The following is an 18299-nucleotide window of genomic DNA, read 5'->3' as shown; positions in this document are numbered from 1 at the left end:
ATCAAGATCAAGAGCAAGAGCAAGAGCAAGAGCAAGAGCAAGAGCAAGAGCAGGGGGCTTGCCTGGGCTTTGGGGTTACTTCACTTTGCATGCACAGTAATCGCCACCAACCGCACAACCACCGGCCTGACCATCAATACACAGACGAACGCCACAGGCATCGCCAACTGGTAAGCCTTCAGCACGTTGCCAAGGTATTCAGGGTTGACCCCCCCATTCGCTGCCGTGATCACGAAACACATCAATAGCGCCATGATCGACGACATGTAGAAGGCAAAAACGTAGGGCGTGGCGCCCGGGTGCAATTTGCGTCGGCCGCGTGCCTGGGACAGGTTGCTCATGCGAACTCCTGAAAAGTAAGTAGAGGCGCAGGTTAGCAACGCACCCGGCAGCAGCTGTAGACCAGCCGCATTGAGTTCTTTATAAAGAGATTCTTACGAATCCAAGGGCTCAGCATGGACCTGCTCAACGCCATTCGCAGTTTCATCAAGGTGGTCGAAGCCGGCAGCATCGCCGCCGGTGCCCGCAACCTGGGCCTGAGCCCGGCCGCGGTTAGCCAGAACCTGGCACGCCTGGAAGGCCACTTGCAGGTTCGCCTGCTCAGCCGCACCACCCGCAGTATGGCGCTGACACCCGCCGGCACCCAGTATTACGAACGCGTCAGGCACATCGAGCGCGACCTGGCCTTGGCCGAGCAGGCCGTCACCACCCCCGACAGTGAGCCCCAAGGGCGGCTGTGCATTGCCTCGACGTCCGCCTTCGGTCGCCACGTGCTGGCGCCATTGATACCCGCGTTCAGCGCCCGCTACCCACTGCTTTCGATAGAGTTGGTAACGACTGATCGCCGGGTCAACCACGCGCGGGAGGATGTGGACGTGAGCCTGCGCATTGCCCCGCAACTCGAAGACCAGTTGCTGGCCCGGCATATCGCCCGTATACCGTTCATTTGCTGTGCCTCGCCCGGTTACCTGCAAAGCGCCGGCGTGCCGGCCACGCCCGAGGCCTTGCGTGAGCACCGCTGCCTGGTGTTCCGCTACCCGGTGGATGGACGCTTCCTGCGTTGGGGGTTCATGCGCGACGGGCTGCGGTTCGAGGCAGAGTTCGGTAGTGTCCTGATCAGCGACGACATCGATGCCCTGACCCAGATGGCGCTGCACGATGGCGGCATCACCCGCCTTGCCGAGTTCATCGTAAGGCCGCATCTGGATAACGGGGCGCTGGTGCCGTTGTTCGAATACAGCGATAGCGGCCAGGCCTATGCCCAGACCGAACCGATGGATATCTATCTGTGCCTGGCCGACCGCTTTGCCATGACCGCAAAAGTACAGGTGTTCATGGACTACCTGCGCGAATGCCTGGGCGATGACTGGCAGGTGAAGGTGTAAAAAAACCGCCACGAGGGCGGTTTTCATGTCACGCGTATGAATCAGAAGCGGTAGGTAAGGGATGCACCAATACCGTGAGCACTGTTCTCATACTTGGCCTGATAGGTGCCTTTCAGCGCCTGTTGTGTCGGCGAGCCGGACACATTGTTCACCTTGGTATCCTCTTCCCACAGATACGAGTAGGCAACATCGATGGTCATGTCGTCGTTCGGGCTCCAACCGGCACCAAAGCTGACAGCCTTGCGGTCGCCGGTAGGAATGCGCGGCGAGCGATCATGGTTGTTGGTGGGCGACTGGTCGACGGAGAAGCCTGCACGCAGGGTCCACTCCTTGTTCACCTTGTAGGCAGCACCAATGGCGTGTGCCCAGGTGTCATGCCAGTTTTGCTCTTCGGTGATGGTCTGCAGTGGGTAGCCCGCCGGTGCTTCGTTCTTGACAACGATGCTCTCCAGGCGGCTCCAGCGAGTCCAGGTGCTACCCGCATAGAGTGTCCACTGGTCATCCAGTTCATGGGTGATCGAGAAGTCCACCGATTCTGGCGTCTTTATTTTCAGGCTGGCGTCGAATTTGCCGTTCAGACCGAGGGCTGCAATCGGGTACGACACTCGCGTGTCGCCTTCAAGCTTGTAGTCGACCATCGAGTGATAGGTCAGGCCCAGGCGGGTACGGTCTGTAGCTTGTACGAGGACGCCAATGTTGTAACCGATCGCGGTGTCGTCGCCCTTGATCTTGATTTCGCCATCCGGCCCGTTCGGGCCCAGCAGCGCCTTGCTGGACAGATTCGAGCCCAGTTCACCCTTGATACGGTTGATGGTCGGACCGAAACCGATCGACACCTTGTCGTTGAAGGCATAGCTGATGGTTGGCTGGAAGGTGACGACCTCGACCTTGCTCTTCTTGCCCCAGTAGCGTGCCGCGTCGTCGCTGCCGTAGTCCGTGATCAGGCCGTATGGCACGTAAACGCCGAAACCGACGCTCCAGTGATCATCGATCGGTTTGACGTAATAGCCCATGGGTACACCCACGACCGGGACCATGTCGCCATCGGTTTCCCCCCCGAAATTGCTACCACGACCCGAAATATCAGTTTTGGCAATGACAGCCGCGCCACCCACGGTGACCTGTTCGCGCTTGAGGCGAGACATGCCCGCAGGGTTGCCATACACCGTGCTGGCATCTTCGGCAGAAGACGAACGTCCCGCAAACCCGGTTCCCATGCCGCTGATGCTTTGTTCGTTCAGCGCGAAACCTGCGGCGAGCAGTTGGCTGGAAGCAAGTGCAACGGCTACGCCGAGGGAGGCTTTGAGCATTACTTTTTTCATTATTAGAAAACTCCTTGGGATCTCCGGGGCGAAAAGCTACCAACAAATCACGCGCCGCGCTATAGCCTCAATCGCAGGAGATAGAGCGGTTTTGTAGGACAATCCGACCAAAATTCCCTTTTTTCCGGGCACGTTGTAGGACGCGTCTTAAGATGCCTGCGGCAATCTCTGATCTATGCAGGTATGCCAGGCGTGTGTGAAGTCGCGCAGGCGACCTTGAGGGTTGAAAATCTGTCGCCAGATTCGCGCAAGCGCAAGGAGGTCATCGGCGGCAGGCAGTGGCGTGGCCTGCTCTTCGATGAGCATCCAGGCAATCGCGGTTGAATAACGCAGGTTGACGGTGAGTTCCAGGTGCGGGCCGCCGAGGAAGGCGTGCTGGCTGGCCAGGCCGCGGACCAGGCTGGCCAGGTCGGGGTCACGGGCAAGATAGTCGTCCCAGATAGCCTGGTGACGGTGTTCGCCGATACGGTACAGACCGTGCCCACGACGGTCGTGCAAGGCCGACCCCAGGGCCGACTGGCTGGCGGCGATGCCAAGCAACAAGGCTTCGGCGCTGGCGCAGTGACGGTTCAGGTAGACCAGGGTGGGTCGGATCACATACTGACACAATTCATTCGCCGCGATACCCATGATGCCCTCGAGCAATTAAGGGCCGGACGGGCGCTGGAGCTTGGCAGCTGGTGAGTGATCAGGCCCGCCGGAAGCGGCAAGCACCGCTCGAGTTGAAGTGTAGTGTGATAATCGTGGTGTAAAGGGCTGTTTTTAAATCGATTGCTGCCTGACGTACTTGGCTATATACCTTAAGGCAATTACGCCACGAACGTTCAGGCAGGCTTGCGATGGCATGATTCAGCGCTTGAATACCGCAGCATTCGCCGCTCACGCGGTGAGCGACTGGCGGGTTCGGGCGATGACCGCCTGCAGCGGTTCACTGCGGCTGTACTGTTCGGGGTACAGGCGCTCGGTGTGGCAGGCGACGCCGTGTTCGTCTACCAGGGTGAAGCTGAAGCTGCCTTTGCGAGGGGCAACGATAAGGCACTTCAACGGCGAGAAGGCCTGGGAGAGGGTGCCAATGGCAGCCTGAATCTGATGATGAGTTTGCATATTGTTGGAGGTTCCTGCTTTAAACACGGGGGTTATGATCCGTGCATGATAGAAACGTTCCAGTGACGCCTTTATTAAGGGACGAACGAACCTGACTGGAACAGGGCAGCCAGAGGGAGCGCAATCAAAGGTGGGCGCGTGGGCTGACTGGTAGGTACTTCAGAGGGCAGGCAGCACGCCGGGGCCAAGGTTCTAGGCCGTCGGGGTGGGATCCTGATCAATCTGTCACGTGATTCGTGCTTGAACAGCGCTGGGCTAGCGAGTGAATCATCGAATGGGCCGGTCCTGGTTTCAGCAGCGCCACCCTTGGGAGGAGTGTGTCTGCAAGGACGCTTGAGGCCAGAATTGACTTTCAGCTTGGTACTAACGATGCGCACCTTAACGAAAATACAGGTGCTTGGCAAGGACTTCGTGCAAGTACAGGTTAGCCGCGCAGTATGGCGCGTATTTTCCCTGATGGGAAGGGGCTGCAAAAGGCCCGTATCCGGGCTGATGTACCGATTTCGTGCATTCAATTGAAGGTTTTTGGTGCACTTGTTCACATTTGAAGCAGCGCTTGCAACTGCCTTGCAGCATGCCATGACAGCCTCGCTAATGCCTTGACTGGCCGGTTAAGTCAATGAAAAAAAACACTATTTTTAGCTGGTGAAAAAATCGTCAGTTTGAGCGAAAGCCCCAATTCATAGGGGTTTGCGGGGGATGCCAGGGGGTTGTCCACCGAGTTATCCACAGGAACTGTGGATTGTCCCTGGCGCTTGCTCTAGGACGGGCGTGCCAGCAATACAGTGAACTGTCCGACAATCGACATGCTTCAGAAGGCCAGTTGGTCATCCACTTGAAAACGTCAAGAAAAGATCATTGAAAATTTTTTCAATCCTGCAGAAATCGGAAGGCCATGTCGCAAAAAAAAGGGTAGAGTGGCGCGCCTTTCGAGTTGCCAATCCTGTTGCTCATGAAGTTTCGCGGTAAACACCTCGCCAGCCCTGCTGCATCGACGCCTGCGCCTCCCCCCAAACGTTTCTCCCTCAAAGTGGCCTTGTGGCTGCTCGACAACCCGCGCCTGGGTGACAAGCCGCAGGTCAAGCACTTGGCCGGGCGCCTGTTGAAACAGCCGGCGCGTCAGGGTGTGGTAGTGGCGCAAAGCCGCCTGGGACAGATGTTGTGCCGTGATTGCGGCAACGCCCGTGACCGGCGTATTGGCCATGAACTGCTGCGCCAGGCGGCCCGCGCCGGTGATCGGCGCGCGCAACTGGAGTATGCGCGGCTGTGCCAGCACAACGAGCCGGAGCAGGCGCGGTACTGGCTGGAGCTGGCGGCGGGGCAGGGGTCGCAGGAAGCGCGGCGGCTTTTGCGGCAGTGGTTCCATGCCTGAGGTGTGTTGCCAGCACTGGCCTTTTCGCGGGTAAACCCGCTCCCACAGGAATAGCTATACCTCGGATACTGTGCAATCCCTGTAGGAGCGGGTTTACCCGCGAAGAGGCCTGAACAGGCAACACACCGCTCAGGCTGATAAGCTGCGATGCATTCATCCAGGATCATTCGGGGTAAGCATGACAGTGGATCTGGCCAGCATTCTGCTGGGCTTGGTGGCAGGTGCATTACCTTGCCTGGGTTGGGTCATGCAGGTGCAGCGTCGCCAGGGCACGCGGCAAGGCGAGCAGGCTTTGCTCGAAGAGCGCCTCAATGCTGCCCAGCTGGCTCTGGCCGGCATGCAGGCGCAACTGGACGCCAGCCGCGATGAAATAAGCGATCTCAGCGAAGCCAACACCGTCAAGCAGACCCAGCTGGCCGCCCAGGGCCGTGAGCTGGAACTGCTGCAGATCGACCGTGACAATGCCCGTGATGCCGCTCACGCCTGGAACCTCGAACGTGCCAACCGCGAAGCCGAACTGCGTCGCCTGGAGGCCCAGACCGCACGCCTGGACGCCGAACTGCGCGAGCAGCAGGAAAGCCACCAGCAGCGCCTGGAAGACCTGCAGGAAGCCCGCGACACCCTGCGCGCCCAGTTCGCTGACATGGCTACCAAGATCTTCGACGAGCGCGAGCAGCGCTTCGCCCAGACCAGCCAGCAGCATCTCGGCCAGTTGCTCGACCCGCTCAAGGAGCGCATCCAGGCTTTCGAAAAACGCGTGGAAGAGAGCTACCAGCAGGAAGCCCGCGAGCGCTTCTCGCTGGGCAAGGAGCTGGAGCGCCTGCAGCAACTCAACCTGCGCCTGTCCGACGAAGCCACCAACCTGACCCAGGCGCTGAAGGGCCAGAAAACCCAGGGCAACTGGGGTGAGCTGATCCTCGAACGGGTATTGGAGCATGCCGGCCTGGAAAAGGGCCGCGAATACCAGACCCAAGTCAGCTTGAAGAGCGCCGATGGCGAGCGCTTCCAGCCTGACGTTCTGATCATGCTGCCCGGCGACAAGCAGGTAGTGGTGGATGCCAAGGTCAGCCTCACCGCCTACCAGCAGTTCGTCGCCGGCAACGACGAGGCTGCGCTCAAGCAGCATGTGCAGTCGCTGCGCAGCCACGTCAAAGGCCTGTCGAGCAAGGACTACAACCGCCTCGAAGGCCTGCACAGCCTGGATTTCGTGCTGCTGTTCGTACCGATCGAGGCCGCCTTCTCGGCAGCCCTGCAGGCCGAGCCTAACCTGTTCCAGGAAGCCTTCGACCGGCAGATCGTGATCGTCAGCCCGACCACATTGCTGGCCACCTTGCGGGTGATCGACAGCCTGTGGAAGCAGGAACGCCAGGGCCAGAACGCCCGCGAGATTGCCGAACGTGCCGGCTGGCTGTACGACAAGTTCGTGCTGTTCATCCAGGACCTGGACGAGTTGGGCAGCCGCCTGCAGCAGGTGGACAAGGCCTATGCTGCCGCGCGTAACAAGCTATGCGAAGGGCGCGGCAACCTGGTCAGCCGCAGCGAACAGCTGAAGCTGCTGGGCGCCCGCGCCAGCAAGAGCCTGCCGGCCGACCTGCTGGAGCGGGCGCTGTCCGATGAGGCGTTGCCGGACGAAGCGCTTACTGAACCAGGCTCAGATGGCGATTGAGCATGGCACGCAGGGCCGCCGGCTTGACCGGCTTGGCCAGGTAGTCCAGGCCAGAGGCATGCACCATGGCGATGGTTTCCTTGCTGCCGTCAGCGCTGATCACCACGCCCGGCACCGGCTCGCCAAGGCGCGCGCGTAGCCAGCCCATCAGCCCGGTACCAGTTTCGCCGTCGTCCAGGTGGTAGTCCACCAGCGCCAGGTGCGGGCGCATGCCCTTGGCCAGCAGAGCTTCGCATTCGGCGCGGTTGCGCGCGGTCCACACCTGGCAACCCCAGCGGCTGAGCAGGCTGTTCATGCCGATCAGGATGCTGTCTTCGTTATCCACGCACAGTACCTGCAGCCCGGCCAGTGGCTGGCCGCCCTGTTCCACCGGGGCGGCGGGCGCCGGTGCGGCCTGGTGGGCAATTGGTACGCTGACGCGGAACACCGTGCCCTTGCCCGGCCACGAGCGCACTTCCAGCTTGTGCCCCAGCACCCGGCACAGGCCGTCGGCGATCGCCAGGCCCAGGCCCAGGCCCTTCTCGGCGCGGGTCTGGTGGCTGTCCAGGCGCTTGAACTCCTGGAAGATCACCTGCAGCTTGTCGTCGGCGATGCCGGGGCCGCGGTCCCACACTTCAAGCCACAACTGTTCACCCTGGCGCCGTGCGCCCAGCAGGATCGGGCTCTTGCCGTAGCGCAGGGCGTTGGTCAGGAAGTTCTGCAGCACCCGGCGCAGCAGCTTCATGTCACTGTCCACCCGCAGGCGGCTGCCGCGCAGGCGGAATTTCAGGCCCTTCTCGGCGGCCAGCACCTTGAATTCGGCACCCAGGGTGTCGAACAGCTCGTTGAGGGCAAAGGGTTTGGCATCCGGGGTAATCTTGCCGTTTTCAAGGCGTGAGATGTCCAGCAGGTCGCTGATCAGCTCTTCGGCCGAGCGCAGCGAACTGTCCATGTGCTGCACCAGCTGCCGGGCCTCTTCATTCATGCCCTCGGCCTGTTGCGACAAGGCGGCGGAGAACAGCCGGGCCGCGTTCAGCGGCTGCATCAGGTCATGGCTGACCGCAGCCAGGAAACGGGTCTTGGACTGGCTCACCGCTTCGGCACGGCTCTTGGCTTCGGACAACGCCTGGTTAAGTTGCGACAGCTCCTGGGTGCGTTCCGCCACCCGTTGCTCCAGGCGTTCGTTGGCATCGCGCAGGGCCTGCTCGGCCTCACGGAACGGGGTGATGTCGGTGAAGCTCATGACGAAACCGCCGCCCGGCATCGGGTTGCCGATCAGCTCGATCACCCGGCCATTGGGGAACAAGCGCTCGGAGGAGTGCGCACGGCCCTGACGCATCCAGTGCAGGCGCCGCGCCACGTGCACCTGCGCCTCGCCCGGGCCGCACAGGCCACGCTCGGCGTTGTAGCGGATGATGTCGGCGATCGGCCGGCCCACGCTGATCAGCCCGTCGGGGTAGTTGAACAGTTCCAGGTAACGGCGGTTCCAGGCCACCAGGTGCAGGTTCTGGTCGACCACGCTGATGCCCTGGTTGATGTTCTCGATGGCCCCTTGCAGCAGGGCGCGGTTGAACTGCAGCACCTCGCTGGCTTCGTCGGCGATACGCACCACGTCTTCCAGCTGCATGTCGCGGCCTTCGATGGCGGCCTTGACCACGGCGCGGGTCGACGACGTGCCGAGTACGCCGGCCAGCAGGCGTTCGGTATGTTCGATCCAGTCGCCGTCGGCGTTCTGGTTGGGGTTGAAGCCCTTGCCCTGGCGGTAGGCGAAGCGGATGAAGCTCTGCCGGGCGCGTTCTTCACCAACGAAGCGCGAGGCCAGGGTCAGCAGGTCGTCGATCTGCACCGCCAGCAGCGGCTTGCTGCTGGGCCTGGCGCTAGTCTGCTGGCCGATGAAGCGGCCGGCCTGCCAATGCTCGGAAACTCGCGTGCGCGAAAGCACGGAAACCCAGGCGAACAGCGTGAAGTTACCCGCCAGCGACAGCACCACGCCTTGGGTCAGCGGGCTGATCGGCAGGTTTAGCGGATTGCCGTGCAGCCACGCCAACCCCGGAAACAGCTGCAGCGACCATCCCAGGCTGTGCGCCGCGATCGGCAGGACGAGGGTGTAGAACCAAAGGAAGATACCTGCAGCCAGGCCGGCGAACACGCCGCGGCGGTTGGCCTGCTTCCAGTACAGCGCACCGAGCATGGCCGGGGTCAGCTGGGTTACGGCGGCAAAGGCGATCTGGCCGATGGTCGCCAGGCTGGCGGTGGAACCCAGCAGGCGGTAGCTGACATACGCCAGCAGCAGGATCACCACGATGGTCACCCGGCGTACCGAGAGCATCCAGTGGCGGAATGCCTCGAACGGCCGCTCGGCGTTGGTACGGCGCAGCAGCCAGGGCAGCAGCATGTCGTTGGAGACCATGGTCGACAGCGCCACGGCCTCGACGATGACCATGCCCGTGGCCGCCGATGCACCACCGATGAATGCCAGCAGGGCCAGGCTCGGGTGTGCCTCGGCCAGAGGAAGGCTGATGACGAACGAATCGGAGATCACCGTGCCCGGCAGCAGCATCTGCCCGGCCAGGGCGATCGGCACCACGAACAATGCGGCGAGCGCCAGGTACATCGGGAATACCCAGCGCGCCAGGCGCATGTCCTGGGGTTCGATGTTCTCCACCACGGTAACGTGGAATTGCCGTGGCAGGCAGATGATCGCCATCATCGCCACGGCGGTCTGCACCACCATCGACGGCCAATTGATGGTCTCCTGCCAATAGTCCTGAAGGTGGATCGACTGGCGGGCCTGGCTGAACAGGTCGTCGAAGCCGTCATACAGGTTGAAGACGACGAAGATGCCCACGGCGAGGAAGGCCAGCAGCTTGATCAGTGATTCGAAGGCAATCGCCAGGACCATGCCACGGTGGTGTTCGGTCACGTCCAGGCTGCGGGTACCGAAGACGATGGCGAACAGCGCCAGCACCAGCGAAACAACCAGTGCGGTGTCCTGTACGCGGGTGCCGGTGGCGTCGGCGTTGGCGCCGATCAGCAGGTTCACGCCCAGCACGATGCCCTTGAGTTGCAAGGCGATGTACGGCAGCACGCCTACCAGGCAGATGAGCGCCACGACCACCGCCAGGGACTGCGACTTGCCATAGCGCGCGGCGATGAAGTCGGCGATCGAGGTGATGTTCTGTTGCTTGCTGATCAGCACCATCTTCTGCAGCACCCAGGGCGCGAAGATCAGCAGCAGCACCGGGCCCAGGTAAATCGGCAGGAATGCCCAGAGCTGTTCGGCGGCCTGGCCGACCGCGCCGAAGAAGGTCCAGCTGGTGCAGTAAACGGCCAGCGACAGGCTGTACACCCAGGCACGCAGCTTCGGCGGCAACGGCGTGCTGCGGCGGTCGCCGTAGAAGGCGATGGCGAACATGATGGCCATATAGGCCAGGGCGACCACGGCGATCAGCCCGCTGGACAACGACATGAAGACTCCGAAGCAAAAAGATAACGCGGTCCCGATCAATCAGTCTGGCACGCAGGTGCCGCTTCGTCAGCGCAGACGATGGTCGCAGTGGCAGGTGGTCGCAGGGTTCTCTTTAACCTGTGCCGGCCCTTTCGCGGGTGAACCCGCTCCCACAGCTACTGCACAGGCTTCGAAAGCGGCGCTGTCCTGTGGGAGCGGGTTCACCCGCGAAGAGGCCAGCAGAGCAGACATCATCCTTTGCGGGTACCCAGCCAATAAAACAACCCCGCCAGTATCACCGACAACACCAGCAGGTAGAAGATCGCCCCCGGCCACTTATGTACCAGGGCAAACCCCACCATCACCGGCCCCAGCGCCGCACCGAGGTTGGACAGGTTCTGCGCGCCGTAATACACCCCACGCAAGTGCTCCGGCGCGATCAGGTCGATGAACATGTACTCGGCCGGGATCACGATGATCTCGCCCAGGGTGAACACCAGCATCGCCAGGCACCACGCCAGCGCCGAACCGGCCAGGGCAAAGCCCAGCAGCCCGGCGATGAACAGGCCCATGCCGGCCAGCAGCCAGGGCATCAGGCGCTGGCGGCTGATGCGGCGGCCGATCAGGTACTGCAGGGCAATCACCGTCACCGCGTTGGTGGTCACCAGGTAACCGATCAGGCGCGCCGCCTCGGCCGGGCTGCTGGTTATCACCAGGTACTGCGACAGGTAGGCAGTGAACTGGCCGAATACTACCGCGCTCAGTACCCCGCCCAGGGTGAAGCATACCAGCCGTCGGTCACGGGCCAGACCCAGCGCCACCTGGCCAAAGCCGACCCCGGGCTTGTCCGGCGCACTGGCCTGCAGGTCGCGGTCCCCCAGGCGCCAGTAGGCCAGGCACATACCCAGGCCGAGCAGGGCGGAGGCAATGAACGGCATGTGGTCGTTCAGTTCCAGCATGGCCACGCCCAGCAGCGGGCCGGCGGCGTAGCCGACGTTGCTGAGGGTGTACTTGATGGCGAATACTTCGGCCCGTTCCTCCACCGGCAGCAAGGCGCAGAAGCCCGCCTTGGCAGCGATGTCGACCACTGCCAGGGCCAGGTTGATCAGTACCAGGCAGATAAAGAACAGCAGCGCCGAGTTGCTGGCGACCGCGCCGACGAAAGCCAGGGCAAACAGCAGGGTGCTGGCGCTGACCAGGGTGTGGTTGCGCAAGGTATCCACAAGGTGGCCGCCATACAGGCTCAGCAGCGAGGCGATGATCAGCGCACCACCGATCAGCAGGCCGATCTGGCTGATCGGCAGCTGGAAGTTGTCAGCCAGGTACACCACCAGGTAGGGCAGGGTAAGGGCACGGGCGACGGTGAGGGTGAAGGTGGTGCCGAGCAGCAGGCGCACACTGTGCGGGTAGCGTTTTATGGCGGCGAGCATTACACATCCTTGTTGTTCTGTTTTGCCGGGGGCCAGCATATGCCAACAGAGGCCTGCTGCGCAGGCCTTTCGCGGCCACACCCGCTATCACATGCCCTCAAGGCATGTGATATCCCTGTGGGAGCGGGCGTGCCCGCGAAAGGGCCGGTACAGCCCTCCAAAATCCTTGAGCGCTTGCCAGTCAGTGCATTTCCCATGCAGATTTGTGGCTTGTCGCGCCCTGCGCGCCTCCAATTGAAAAGCCCTCAGGACCAAGGACGATGAGTCACTCCTCGCAATTCACCTTGCTCGGCAAGCGGCGTTTCCTGCCGTTTTTCATCACCCAGTCGCTGGGTGCCTTCAACGACAACCTGTTCAAGCAGTCGCTGATCCTGGCGATCCTGTTCAAGCTCAGCCTGGGCGACGGCGACCGTTCCATCTGGGTCAACCTGTGCGCCCTGCTGTTCATCCTGCCGTTCTTCCTGTTCTCTGCGCTGGGCGGGCAGTTTGGCGAGAAGTTCGCCAAGGATGCGCTGATCCGGGCCATCAAGCTGGCCGAGATCGCGATCATGGCGATAGGCGCGCTCGGTTTCATCACCAACCACCTGGCGCTGATGCTGGTGGCGCTGTTCGGCATGGGAACCCACTCGGCGCTGTTCGGCCCGGTGAAGTACTCGATCCTGCCGCAGGCCCTGCGCGAGGAAGAGCTGGTCGGCGGCAACGGGCTGGTGGAAACCGGTACCTTCCTGGCCATCCTCGCCGGCACCATCGGCGCCGGGGTGATGATGTCGGCCGACAGCTATGCCACCGTGGTGGCTGGTGGCGTGGTCGGCACTGCCGTGCTCGGTTACCTGGCCAGCCGCTGGATCCCGCGGGCCGCTGCCGCTTCACCGCAAATGCTGCTGGACTGGAACATCTTCAGGCAGTCGTGGGCGATCCTGCGCATGGGCCTGGGGCAGCCGCCGGCGGTGTCGCGCTCGATCGTCGGCAACTCGTGGTTCTGGTTCGTCGGTGCCATCTACCTCACGCAGATCCCGGCCTACGCCAAGGACTGGCTGCACGGTGACGGCACGGTGGTGACACTGGTGCTGACCCTGTTCTCGGTGGGGATTGCCTTGGGTTCGCTGCTGTGCGAGCGGCTCAGCGGGCGCAAGGTGGAAATCGGCCTGGTGCCGTTCGGCTCGTTCGGGCTGAGCCTGTTCGGCCTGCTTTGGTGGTGGCACTCCGGCGATGTGCCGGCTGCGGCGGCACCGCACGACTGGCTGGCGCTGTTGGGCATGGGCCAGGCCTGGTGGATCCTGCTGTCTATCGTCGGCCTTGGGGTGTTCGGCGGCTTCTATATCGTACCGCTGTATGCACTAATCCAGGCCCGCACCGCCGAAGACCAGCGCGCCCGGGTGATCGCGGCCAACAACATCCTCAATGCCCTGTTCATGGTGGTGTCGGCAGTGCTCACCATCATCCTGCTGGGCCTGGCCAAGCTGACCATCCCGCAACTGTTCCTGGTGGTGTCGCTGCTCAATATCGCGGTCAACGCCTATATCTTCAGGATCGTGCCCGAGTTCACCATGCGCTTCCTGATCTGGCTGCTCAGCCATTCGATGTACCGCGTGCAGCACCGCGACCTCGAGCGCATCCCCGACGAAGGCGCGGCGCTGCTGGTTTGCAACCACGTGTCGTTCGTCGATGCGCTGCTGCTGGGAGGGGCGATTCGCCGGCCGATACGCTTCGTCATGTACTATAAGATCTACAACCTGCCGGTACTCAACTTCGTGTTCCGCACCGCAGGCGCCATCCCGATTGCCGGGCGCAACGAAGACCTGGCCATCTACGAACGTGCTTTCGCGCGCATTGCCGAGTACCTGGCCGATGGCGAGTTGGTATGCATCTTCCCTGAAGGCAAGCTGACCGGGGATGGCGAAATCGACGTGTTCAAGGGCGGCGTCAACCGCATCCTCGAAGAAACCCCGGTGCCGGTCATTCCGTTGGCCTTGCAGGGGCTGTGGGGCAGCTTCTTCAGCCGTGACCCGGCCAAGGGCTTTTTCAAGCGCCTGTGGTCGCGGGTGACCATCGTGGCAGGCGCCGCCATCCCGGTGGAGGCGGCGCAGCCAGAAGCCTTGCGTGAGCAGGTCAGCCGCCTGCGCGGCAACCTGCGCTAGGGAAGGGCGTCAGCTGGCGCTGACTTTCAGGCCGACCAGGCCGGTAATGATCAGCGCCACGCTGACCAGGCGTACCAGGGCCATGGACTCGCCGAACAGGATGATGCCGGCGATCACCGTGCCGACGGCGCCGACGCCGGTCCAGATGGCATAGGCGGTGCCCAGCGGCAGCTCTTTCATGGCCAGGCCCAGCAGACCCAGGCTGATGGCCATGGCGGCGACAGTGAGGATGGTGGGCAGTGGCTTGCTGAAGCCGTCGGTGTATTTCAGGCCGACGGCCCAGCCGACCTCGAACAGGCCGGCGAAGAACAGGATGATCCAGGACATGGTGCGTCTCCATCGTTGTGAATGATGGGGCCGTCCCCGGAATGGTCACGCGGTGCGTCGTGAGGTCGTCCTCACAGTGGGTGCCATGGTGCACATATGCAGCGCTCTGGGCAAGCCTGCGCGGGCCTCTTCGCGGGTAAACCCGCTCCTACAGGGTTCTCCACAATTTTCAGACCTGTGCAGTACCTGTGGGAGCGGGTTTACCCGCGAAGGGGCCAGTGCAGGCAACATCAATGCCTGGCCGGCTCCCCACCTTCGGCTTCTGCCACAGGTTCCCCCATGCGCCGGAACCAGGTAGACAGCAGCGCCCCGGAAATATTGTGCCAAACGCTGAACAACGCACTCGGCACCGCAGCCAGCGGCGAAAAATGCGCCGCCGCCAGTGCCGCGCCCAGCCCGGAGTTCTGCATGCCCACCTCCAGCGCCAGCGACTTGCGCTGTGCCAGCGGCAGCTTGCACAGCCTGCCGGTCAGGTACCCCAGCAAGTAGCCGAAGCTGTTGTGCAATATCACCACCGCCATGATCAGCAGCCCTGACTCGGCGATCTTCGCCTGGCTGGCCGCCACCACCGCGCACACGATCATCACGATACTCACCACCGACACCAGCGGCAGTACCTGCACCGCCGCCTGCACCCGCGCGCCAAGCAGCCGCTGGGCCAGTACGCCGAGCACGATCGGCAGCATCACCAGCTGCAGGATCGACCAGAACATGTCCATGAAGGACACCGGCAGCCAGGCCGAGGCCAGGAACCAGATCAGCGCCGGGGTCAGCAGCGGGGCGAGCAGGGTGGTGACCGCAGCGATGGCCACCGCCAGCGCCAGGTCGCCACGGGACAGCCAGACCATCACGTTCGACGCCGTGCCGCTCGGGCAGCAGCCAACCAGGATCACGCCCACGGCGATTTCCGGCGGCAGGTGGAACAGCTGGCACAGCAGCGAGGCCATGCCCGGCATGATCACGAAGTGCGCGACCACCCCCAGCATCACCCGCCAGGGCTGGCGGGCGAGGGCGGCGAAGTCATCGAGCCTGAGGGTGAGGCCCATGCCGAACATCACCAGGCCCAGCAGCGGCACGATGGCCACCTTCAGGGCGATGAACCATTGCGGTTGCAGGAAGGCCAGTACGGCGAACACCAGCACCCACAGGGCGAAGGTATTGCCGACGAAGCGGCTTAGGGTGGCGAGGGCACGCATGGGGGCAATTCCTTTTCTGTTTATAGCGTTTTTGATTTCACTGGCCCTTTCGCGGCGGTTCGACGCCTCGATGAACCCGCTCCCACAGGTACTGCACAAGACTCGAAGCCTGTGCGGTTCCTGTGGGAGCGGGTTCATCGAGGCGTCGAACCGCCGCGAAAGGGCCGGCACTGCCAAAAATCGCTTCAAGGCCAGCACCGGCATTTCAAAACCAGTCAGACCCCTTGCGGAATCTCTTCTCCACCCAGCGCCTCGAACAGCACCGGCAGGAATTCGGCAAAGGTCATCATCATCAGTTGGAAGCTGGCATCGAACTGTTGCGCAGCCTCATCGCCACCATCCTGTTCGGCCTGCTCCTGCAGCAGCTCTTCGAACTTCAGGCGCTTGATCACCATCTTGTCATCCAGAATGAACGACAGCTTGTCCTGCCAGGCCAGGGCCAGCTGGGTGACCACCTTGCCAGTGCTCAGGTGCAGCTGAATTTCCTCGCCGGTCAGGTCCTGGCGCTTGCAGCGCACGATGCCGCCGTCTTCGGCAGTGTCGCGCAGTTCGCACTCGTCCAGCACATAGAAGCCTTCGGCAGCTTCCTGCGACTTGACCCACTCGGTCATGGTGGCAACCGGTGCGATTTTCACGGTGGCCGGGCGCACCGGCAGCGAGCCCATCACTTCACGCAAGGTCGACAGCAGGTCTTCGGCACGCTTGGCGCTGGCCGAGTTGACCAGGATCACGCCCAGGCGCGGGGCGATGGCGGCGAAGATCATCGAGCGGCGGATGAACGCGCGCGGCAGGAAGGCCTGGATGATCTCGTCCTTGATCTGGTCGCGTTCCTTTTTATAGACCTTGCGCATCTGCTCGGTCTCGATCTCTTCGACCTTTTCCTTCACCGCGTCGTTGACCACGCTGCTGGGCAGGATGCGTTCTTCCTTGCGCGCGGCAATCAGCAGGTACTCGCCGCTGACATGCACCAGGGGAGCGTCTTCGCCCTTGCCGAATGGCGCGACGAAACCATAGGTGGTCAGCTCCTGGCTGGCGCAGGGGCGGGCCGGCTTGCTGGCCAGGGCCGCTTCCAGCGCTTCAGGCTCGAACGGGACTTCCTGGGTCAGACGGTAGGTCAGCAGGTTCTTGAACCACATGAGGGGCAATCTCTCCTTAATGCATAAGGCGGGCATTATTCTCCGAGCGGTGCTCTCAGGCCAACCCTGTCGGAGTGCCAGTAGCTGTAGCTGAATGTAAAGATGCACGTGGCAACGCTAGGTCTTTGAAAGGCCTGAGGTTTTTTTTGAAAAAAGTTAAAAAAGTGCTTGCCAGGGTACGGGGCCGTCCGTAGAATGCGCGCCACACCGAGACGAAGGGTGATTAGCTCAGCCGGGAGAGCATCTGCCTTACAAGCAGAGGGTCGGCGGTTCGATCCCGTCATCACCCACCACTCGATGTTTAGCGCAGCGGTAGTTCAGTCGGTTAGAATACCGGCCTGTCACGCCGGGGGTCGCGGGTTCGAGTCCCGTCCGCTGCGCCATATTTCACTTCCAGGGCCTACTGAACACCCGGAAGTAACAAGGAAAGCGACCTCAGGGTCGCTTTTTTTGTGCCTGCGATTTGGTGTTTTCGCGAATTTTGCAAAAAGTTCGATAAGTGCTTGCCAGAGCGCGAAGTCGCCCGTAGAATGCGCGCCACACCGAGAGACATGGGTGATTAGCTCAGCCGGGAGAGCATCTGCCTTACAAGCAGAGGGTCGGCGGTTCGATCCCGTCATCACCCACCACTCGATGTTTAGCGCAGCGGTAGTTCAGTCGGTTAGAATACCGGCCTGTCACGCCGGGGGTCGCGGGTTCGAGTCCCGTCCGCTGCGCCATATTCCACTTCCAGGGCCTACTGAACACCCGGAAGTAACAGAGAAAGCGACCTTAGGGTCGCTTTTTTTGTTTCTGCAAAAAACCATCAGGCACTGCCTGGCCCCTGTGGGAGCGGGTTTACCCGCGAAGGATGCGACACGGTGCATGGCACCGGCGTTGCCGGTGTTCGCGGGTGAACCCGCTCCCACAGAGGATCTGTAGCAATTTCAGCGGCGACGCTCTTCTTCCCGTAAGGTCAGCACCTCGACCCCATCCTCGGTCACCGCCACGGTATGCTCCCACTGCGCCGACAAGCTGTGGTCGCGGGTAATCACTGTCCAGCCGTCCTTCAGCGTGCGCGTCCCGCGTCCGCCCTGGTTGATCATCGGTTCGATGGTAAACACCATCCCCGGCTTCAACTTCAGGCCCATCCCGCGCTGGCCAATGTGCAGCACCTCGGGCCCTTCATGCATCTGTTGGCCAATGCCATGCCCGCAATACTCACGTACGACGCTGTAGCCCGCCGCTTCGGCATGGGTCTGGATGGCATGGCCAATATCACCCAGCGTAGCCCCGGGGCGTACCTGTTCGATGCCTTTCCATAGCGCGTCATAGGTGGTGTCGACCAGGCGCTGCGCCTCATCGCTGATCGGCCCGATGCTGTACATCTTTGACGAGTCGGCGATATAGCCGCCTTGTTCCAGAGTGATGTCGACGTTGATGATCGAGCCTTCCTTCAGCACTTCATCGACCTTGGGCATGCCATGGCACACCACATGGTCCACCGAGGTGTTGAGCGAATAGGGGAAACCATACTGGCCCTTGCTCGCCGGGCGGGCCTTGAGCGTGCCGACGATGAACGCCTCGGCGCGGTCGTTGATCTGCATGGTGGTCACGCCGGGGCGGATGAAGCTGTCGAGGTCGGCGAACACCTGGGCAAGCAGCTGGCCGGCGCGGCGCATCAGGTCGAGTTGGGCGGGGGTCTTGATAATCACCTGGGACATGGGGGGAGGGCAGTGGCTCATGCTGGAATGTGCCCCAGCATAGCGCCATGGGGTGCGGGGTTGCCATCGCATGGTGCACTCCTGTGCCGGCCC

14 protein-coding genes and 4 tRNA genes are annotated in these 18299 nt (G+C 62.3%); 8 read left to right on the top strand and 10 right to left on the bottom strand.

All coding sequences use genetic code 11. The annotated features are described in order from the left end of the window. Positions 1–80: 80 nt before the first annotated feature. Positions 81–341 (bottom strand): DUF2798 domain-containing protein, encoded by a 261-nt coding sequence (locus MJ643_RS27155; protein ID WP_013971390.1) that lies wholly within the window; start codon positions 339–341, stop codon positions 81–83. A gap of 114 nt (positions 342–455) precedes the next feature. Here MJ643_RS27155 and MJ643_RS27150 point away from each other — a divergent pair, with 114 nt between their 5' ends. Next, a complete protein-coding gene (locus tag MJ643_RS27150) occupies positions 456–1385 on the top strand; it encodes a LysR family transcriptional regulator (protein ID WP_013971391.1) in 930 nt (309 codons plus the stop codon). Between the two features lie 41 nt (positions 1386–1426). Here the strand turns inward: MJ643_RS27150 and MJ643_RS27145 are convergent, their stop codons facing one another. The 3 genes from MJ643_RS27145 to MJ643_RS27135 form a co-directional block, all read right to left on the bottom strand. Continuing rightward, positions 1427–2707 carry an outer membrane protein transport protein gene (locus MJ643_RS27145; protein WP_013971392.1) on the bottom strand — a complete coding sequence of 427 codons (1281 nt, stop codon included), beginning with the start codon at positions 2705–2707 and terminating at the stop codon, positions 1427–1429. Between the two features lie 147 nt (positions 2708–2854). Further along, complete coding sequence (locus tag MJ643_RS27140) at positions 2855–3337, bottom strand: hypothetical protein (protein ID WP_003257336.1); 483 nt, start codon at positions 3335–3337, stop codon at positions 2855–2857. 249 nt (positions 3338–3586) lie between these two features. Then, positions 3587–3811, bottom strand: a complete 225-nt coding sequence (locus MJ643_RS27135) for a hypothetical protein (RefSeq protein ID WP_003257337.1) — start codon at positions 3809–3811, stop codon at positions 3587–3589. A gap of 952 nt (positions 3812–4763) precedes the next feature. On the opposite strand from MJ643_RS27135, the gene MJ643_RS27130 reads away from it, so the two are divergent. Together MJ643_RS27130 and rmuC are read left to right on the top strand one after the other, a co-directional pair. Continuing rightward, a complete protein-coding gene (locus tag MJ643_RS27130; protein ID WP_024086418.1) occupies positions 4764–5183 on the top strand; it encodes an SEL1-like repeat protein in 420 nt (139 codons plus the stop codon). 292 nt (positions 5184–5475) lie between these two features. Beyond that, a complete protein-coding gene (gene rmuC / locus MJ643_RS27125) occupies positions 5476–6849 on the top strand; it encodes a DNA recombination protein RmuC (RefSeq protein WP_162150112.1) in 1374 nt (457 codons plus the stop codon). Here rmuC and MJ643_RS27120 read toward each other — a convergent pair. Together MJ643_RS27120 and MJ643_RS27115 are read right to left on the bottom strand one after the other, a co-directional pair. Continuing rightward, entirely contained in the window at positions 6821–10297 is a 3477-nt protein-coding gene (locus MJ643_RS27120; RefSeq protein WP_013971396.1) for a hybrid sensor histidine kinase/response regulator, read from the bottom strand. The two genes, rmuC and MJ643_RS27120, sit on opposite strands and share 29 nt — an antisense overlap. 230 nt (positions 10298–10527) lie before the next feature. Continuing rightward, positions 10528–11706 (bottom strand): MFS transporter, encoded by a 1179-nt coding sequence (locus MJ643_RS27115; protein WP_208209452.1) that lies wholly within the window; start codon positions 11704–11706, stop codon positions 10528–10530. Positions 11707–11966: 260 nt separating this feature from the next. On the opposite strand from MJ643_RS27115, the gene MJ643_RS27110 reads away from it, so the two are divergent. Further along, positions 11967–13844 (top strand): 1-acyl-sn-glycerol-3-phosphate acyltransferase, encoded by a 1878-nt coding sequence (locus MJ643_RS27110; RefSeq protein WP_208209451.1) that lies wholly within the window; start codon positions 11967–11969, stop codon positions 13842–13844. A 9-nt stretch (positions 13845–13853) separates the two neighbouring features. Here the strand turns inward: MJ643_RS27110 and sugE are convergent, their stop codons facing one another. The 3 genes from sugE to rdgC all read right to left on the bottom strand — a co-directional run bounded on the left by sugE (position 13854) and on the right by rdgC (position 16503). Beyond that, the gene (sugE, locus tag MJ643_RS27105) at positions 13854–14171 is read right to left on the bottom strand and encodes a quaternary ammonium compound efflux SMR transporter SugE (RefSeq protein WP_013971399.1); all 318 of its coding nucleotides are present in this window, start codon (positions 14169–14171) and stop codon (positions 13854–13856) included. A 230-nt stretch (positions 14172–14401) separates the two neighbouring features. Beyond that, positions 14402–15367: a bile acid:sodium symporter family protein gene (locus MJ643_RS27100; protein WP_208209450.1), complete on the bottom strand. Its 966-nt coding sequence runs from the start codon at positions 15365–15367 to the stop codon at positions 14402–14404. 215 nt (positions 15368–15582) lie between these two features. Further along, complete coding sequence (gene rdgC / locus MJ643_RS27095; RefSeq protein WP_013971401.1) at positions 15583–16503, bottom strand: recombination-associated protein RdgC; 921 nt, start codon at positions 16501–16503, stop codon at positions 15583–15585. A gap of 217 nt (positions 16504–16720) precedes the next feature. Between rdgC and MJ643_RS27090 the strand changes: the two genes are divergently transcribed. From MJ643_RS27090 to MJ643_RS27075, 4 genes are all read left to right on the top strand, one after another. Further along, positions 16721–16796, top strand: a tRNA-Val gene (locus MJ643_RS27090). 13 nt (positions 16797–16809) lie between these two features. After that, positions 16810–16886, top strand: a tRNA-Asp gene (locus MJ643_RS27085). 170 nt (positions 16887–17056) lie between these two features. After that, positions 17057–17132, top strand: a tRNA-Val gene (locus tag MJ643_RS27080). Between the two features lie 13 nt (positions 17133–17145). Next, positions 17146–17222: transfer RNA gene (locus MJ643_RS27075), tRNA-Asp, on the top strand. Positions 17223–17429: 207 nt separating this feature from the next. Here MJ643_RS27075 and map read toward each other — a convergent pair. Further along, complete coding sequence (map, locus tag MJ643_RS27070) at positions 17430–18278, bottom strand: type I methionyl aminopeptidase (protein WP_080676024.1); 849 nt, start codon at positions 18276–18278, stop codon at positions 17430–17432. Positions 18279–18299: the final 21 nt, after the last annotated feature.

Origin of the sequence: Pseudomonas sp. PNPG3, assembly GCF_023093815.1 — a bacterium.
Taxonomy (GTDB): domain Bacteria; phylum Pseudomonadota; class Gammaproteobacteria; order Pseudomonadales; family Pseudomonadaceae; genus Aquipseudomonas; species Aquipseudomonas asiatica.
Note: the sequence above shows the minus strand (reverse complement) of the source record. Positions and strands in the feature narration are given on the sequence as shown.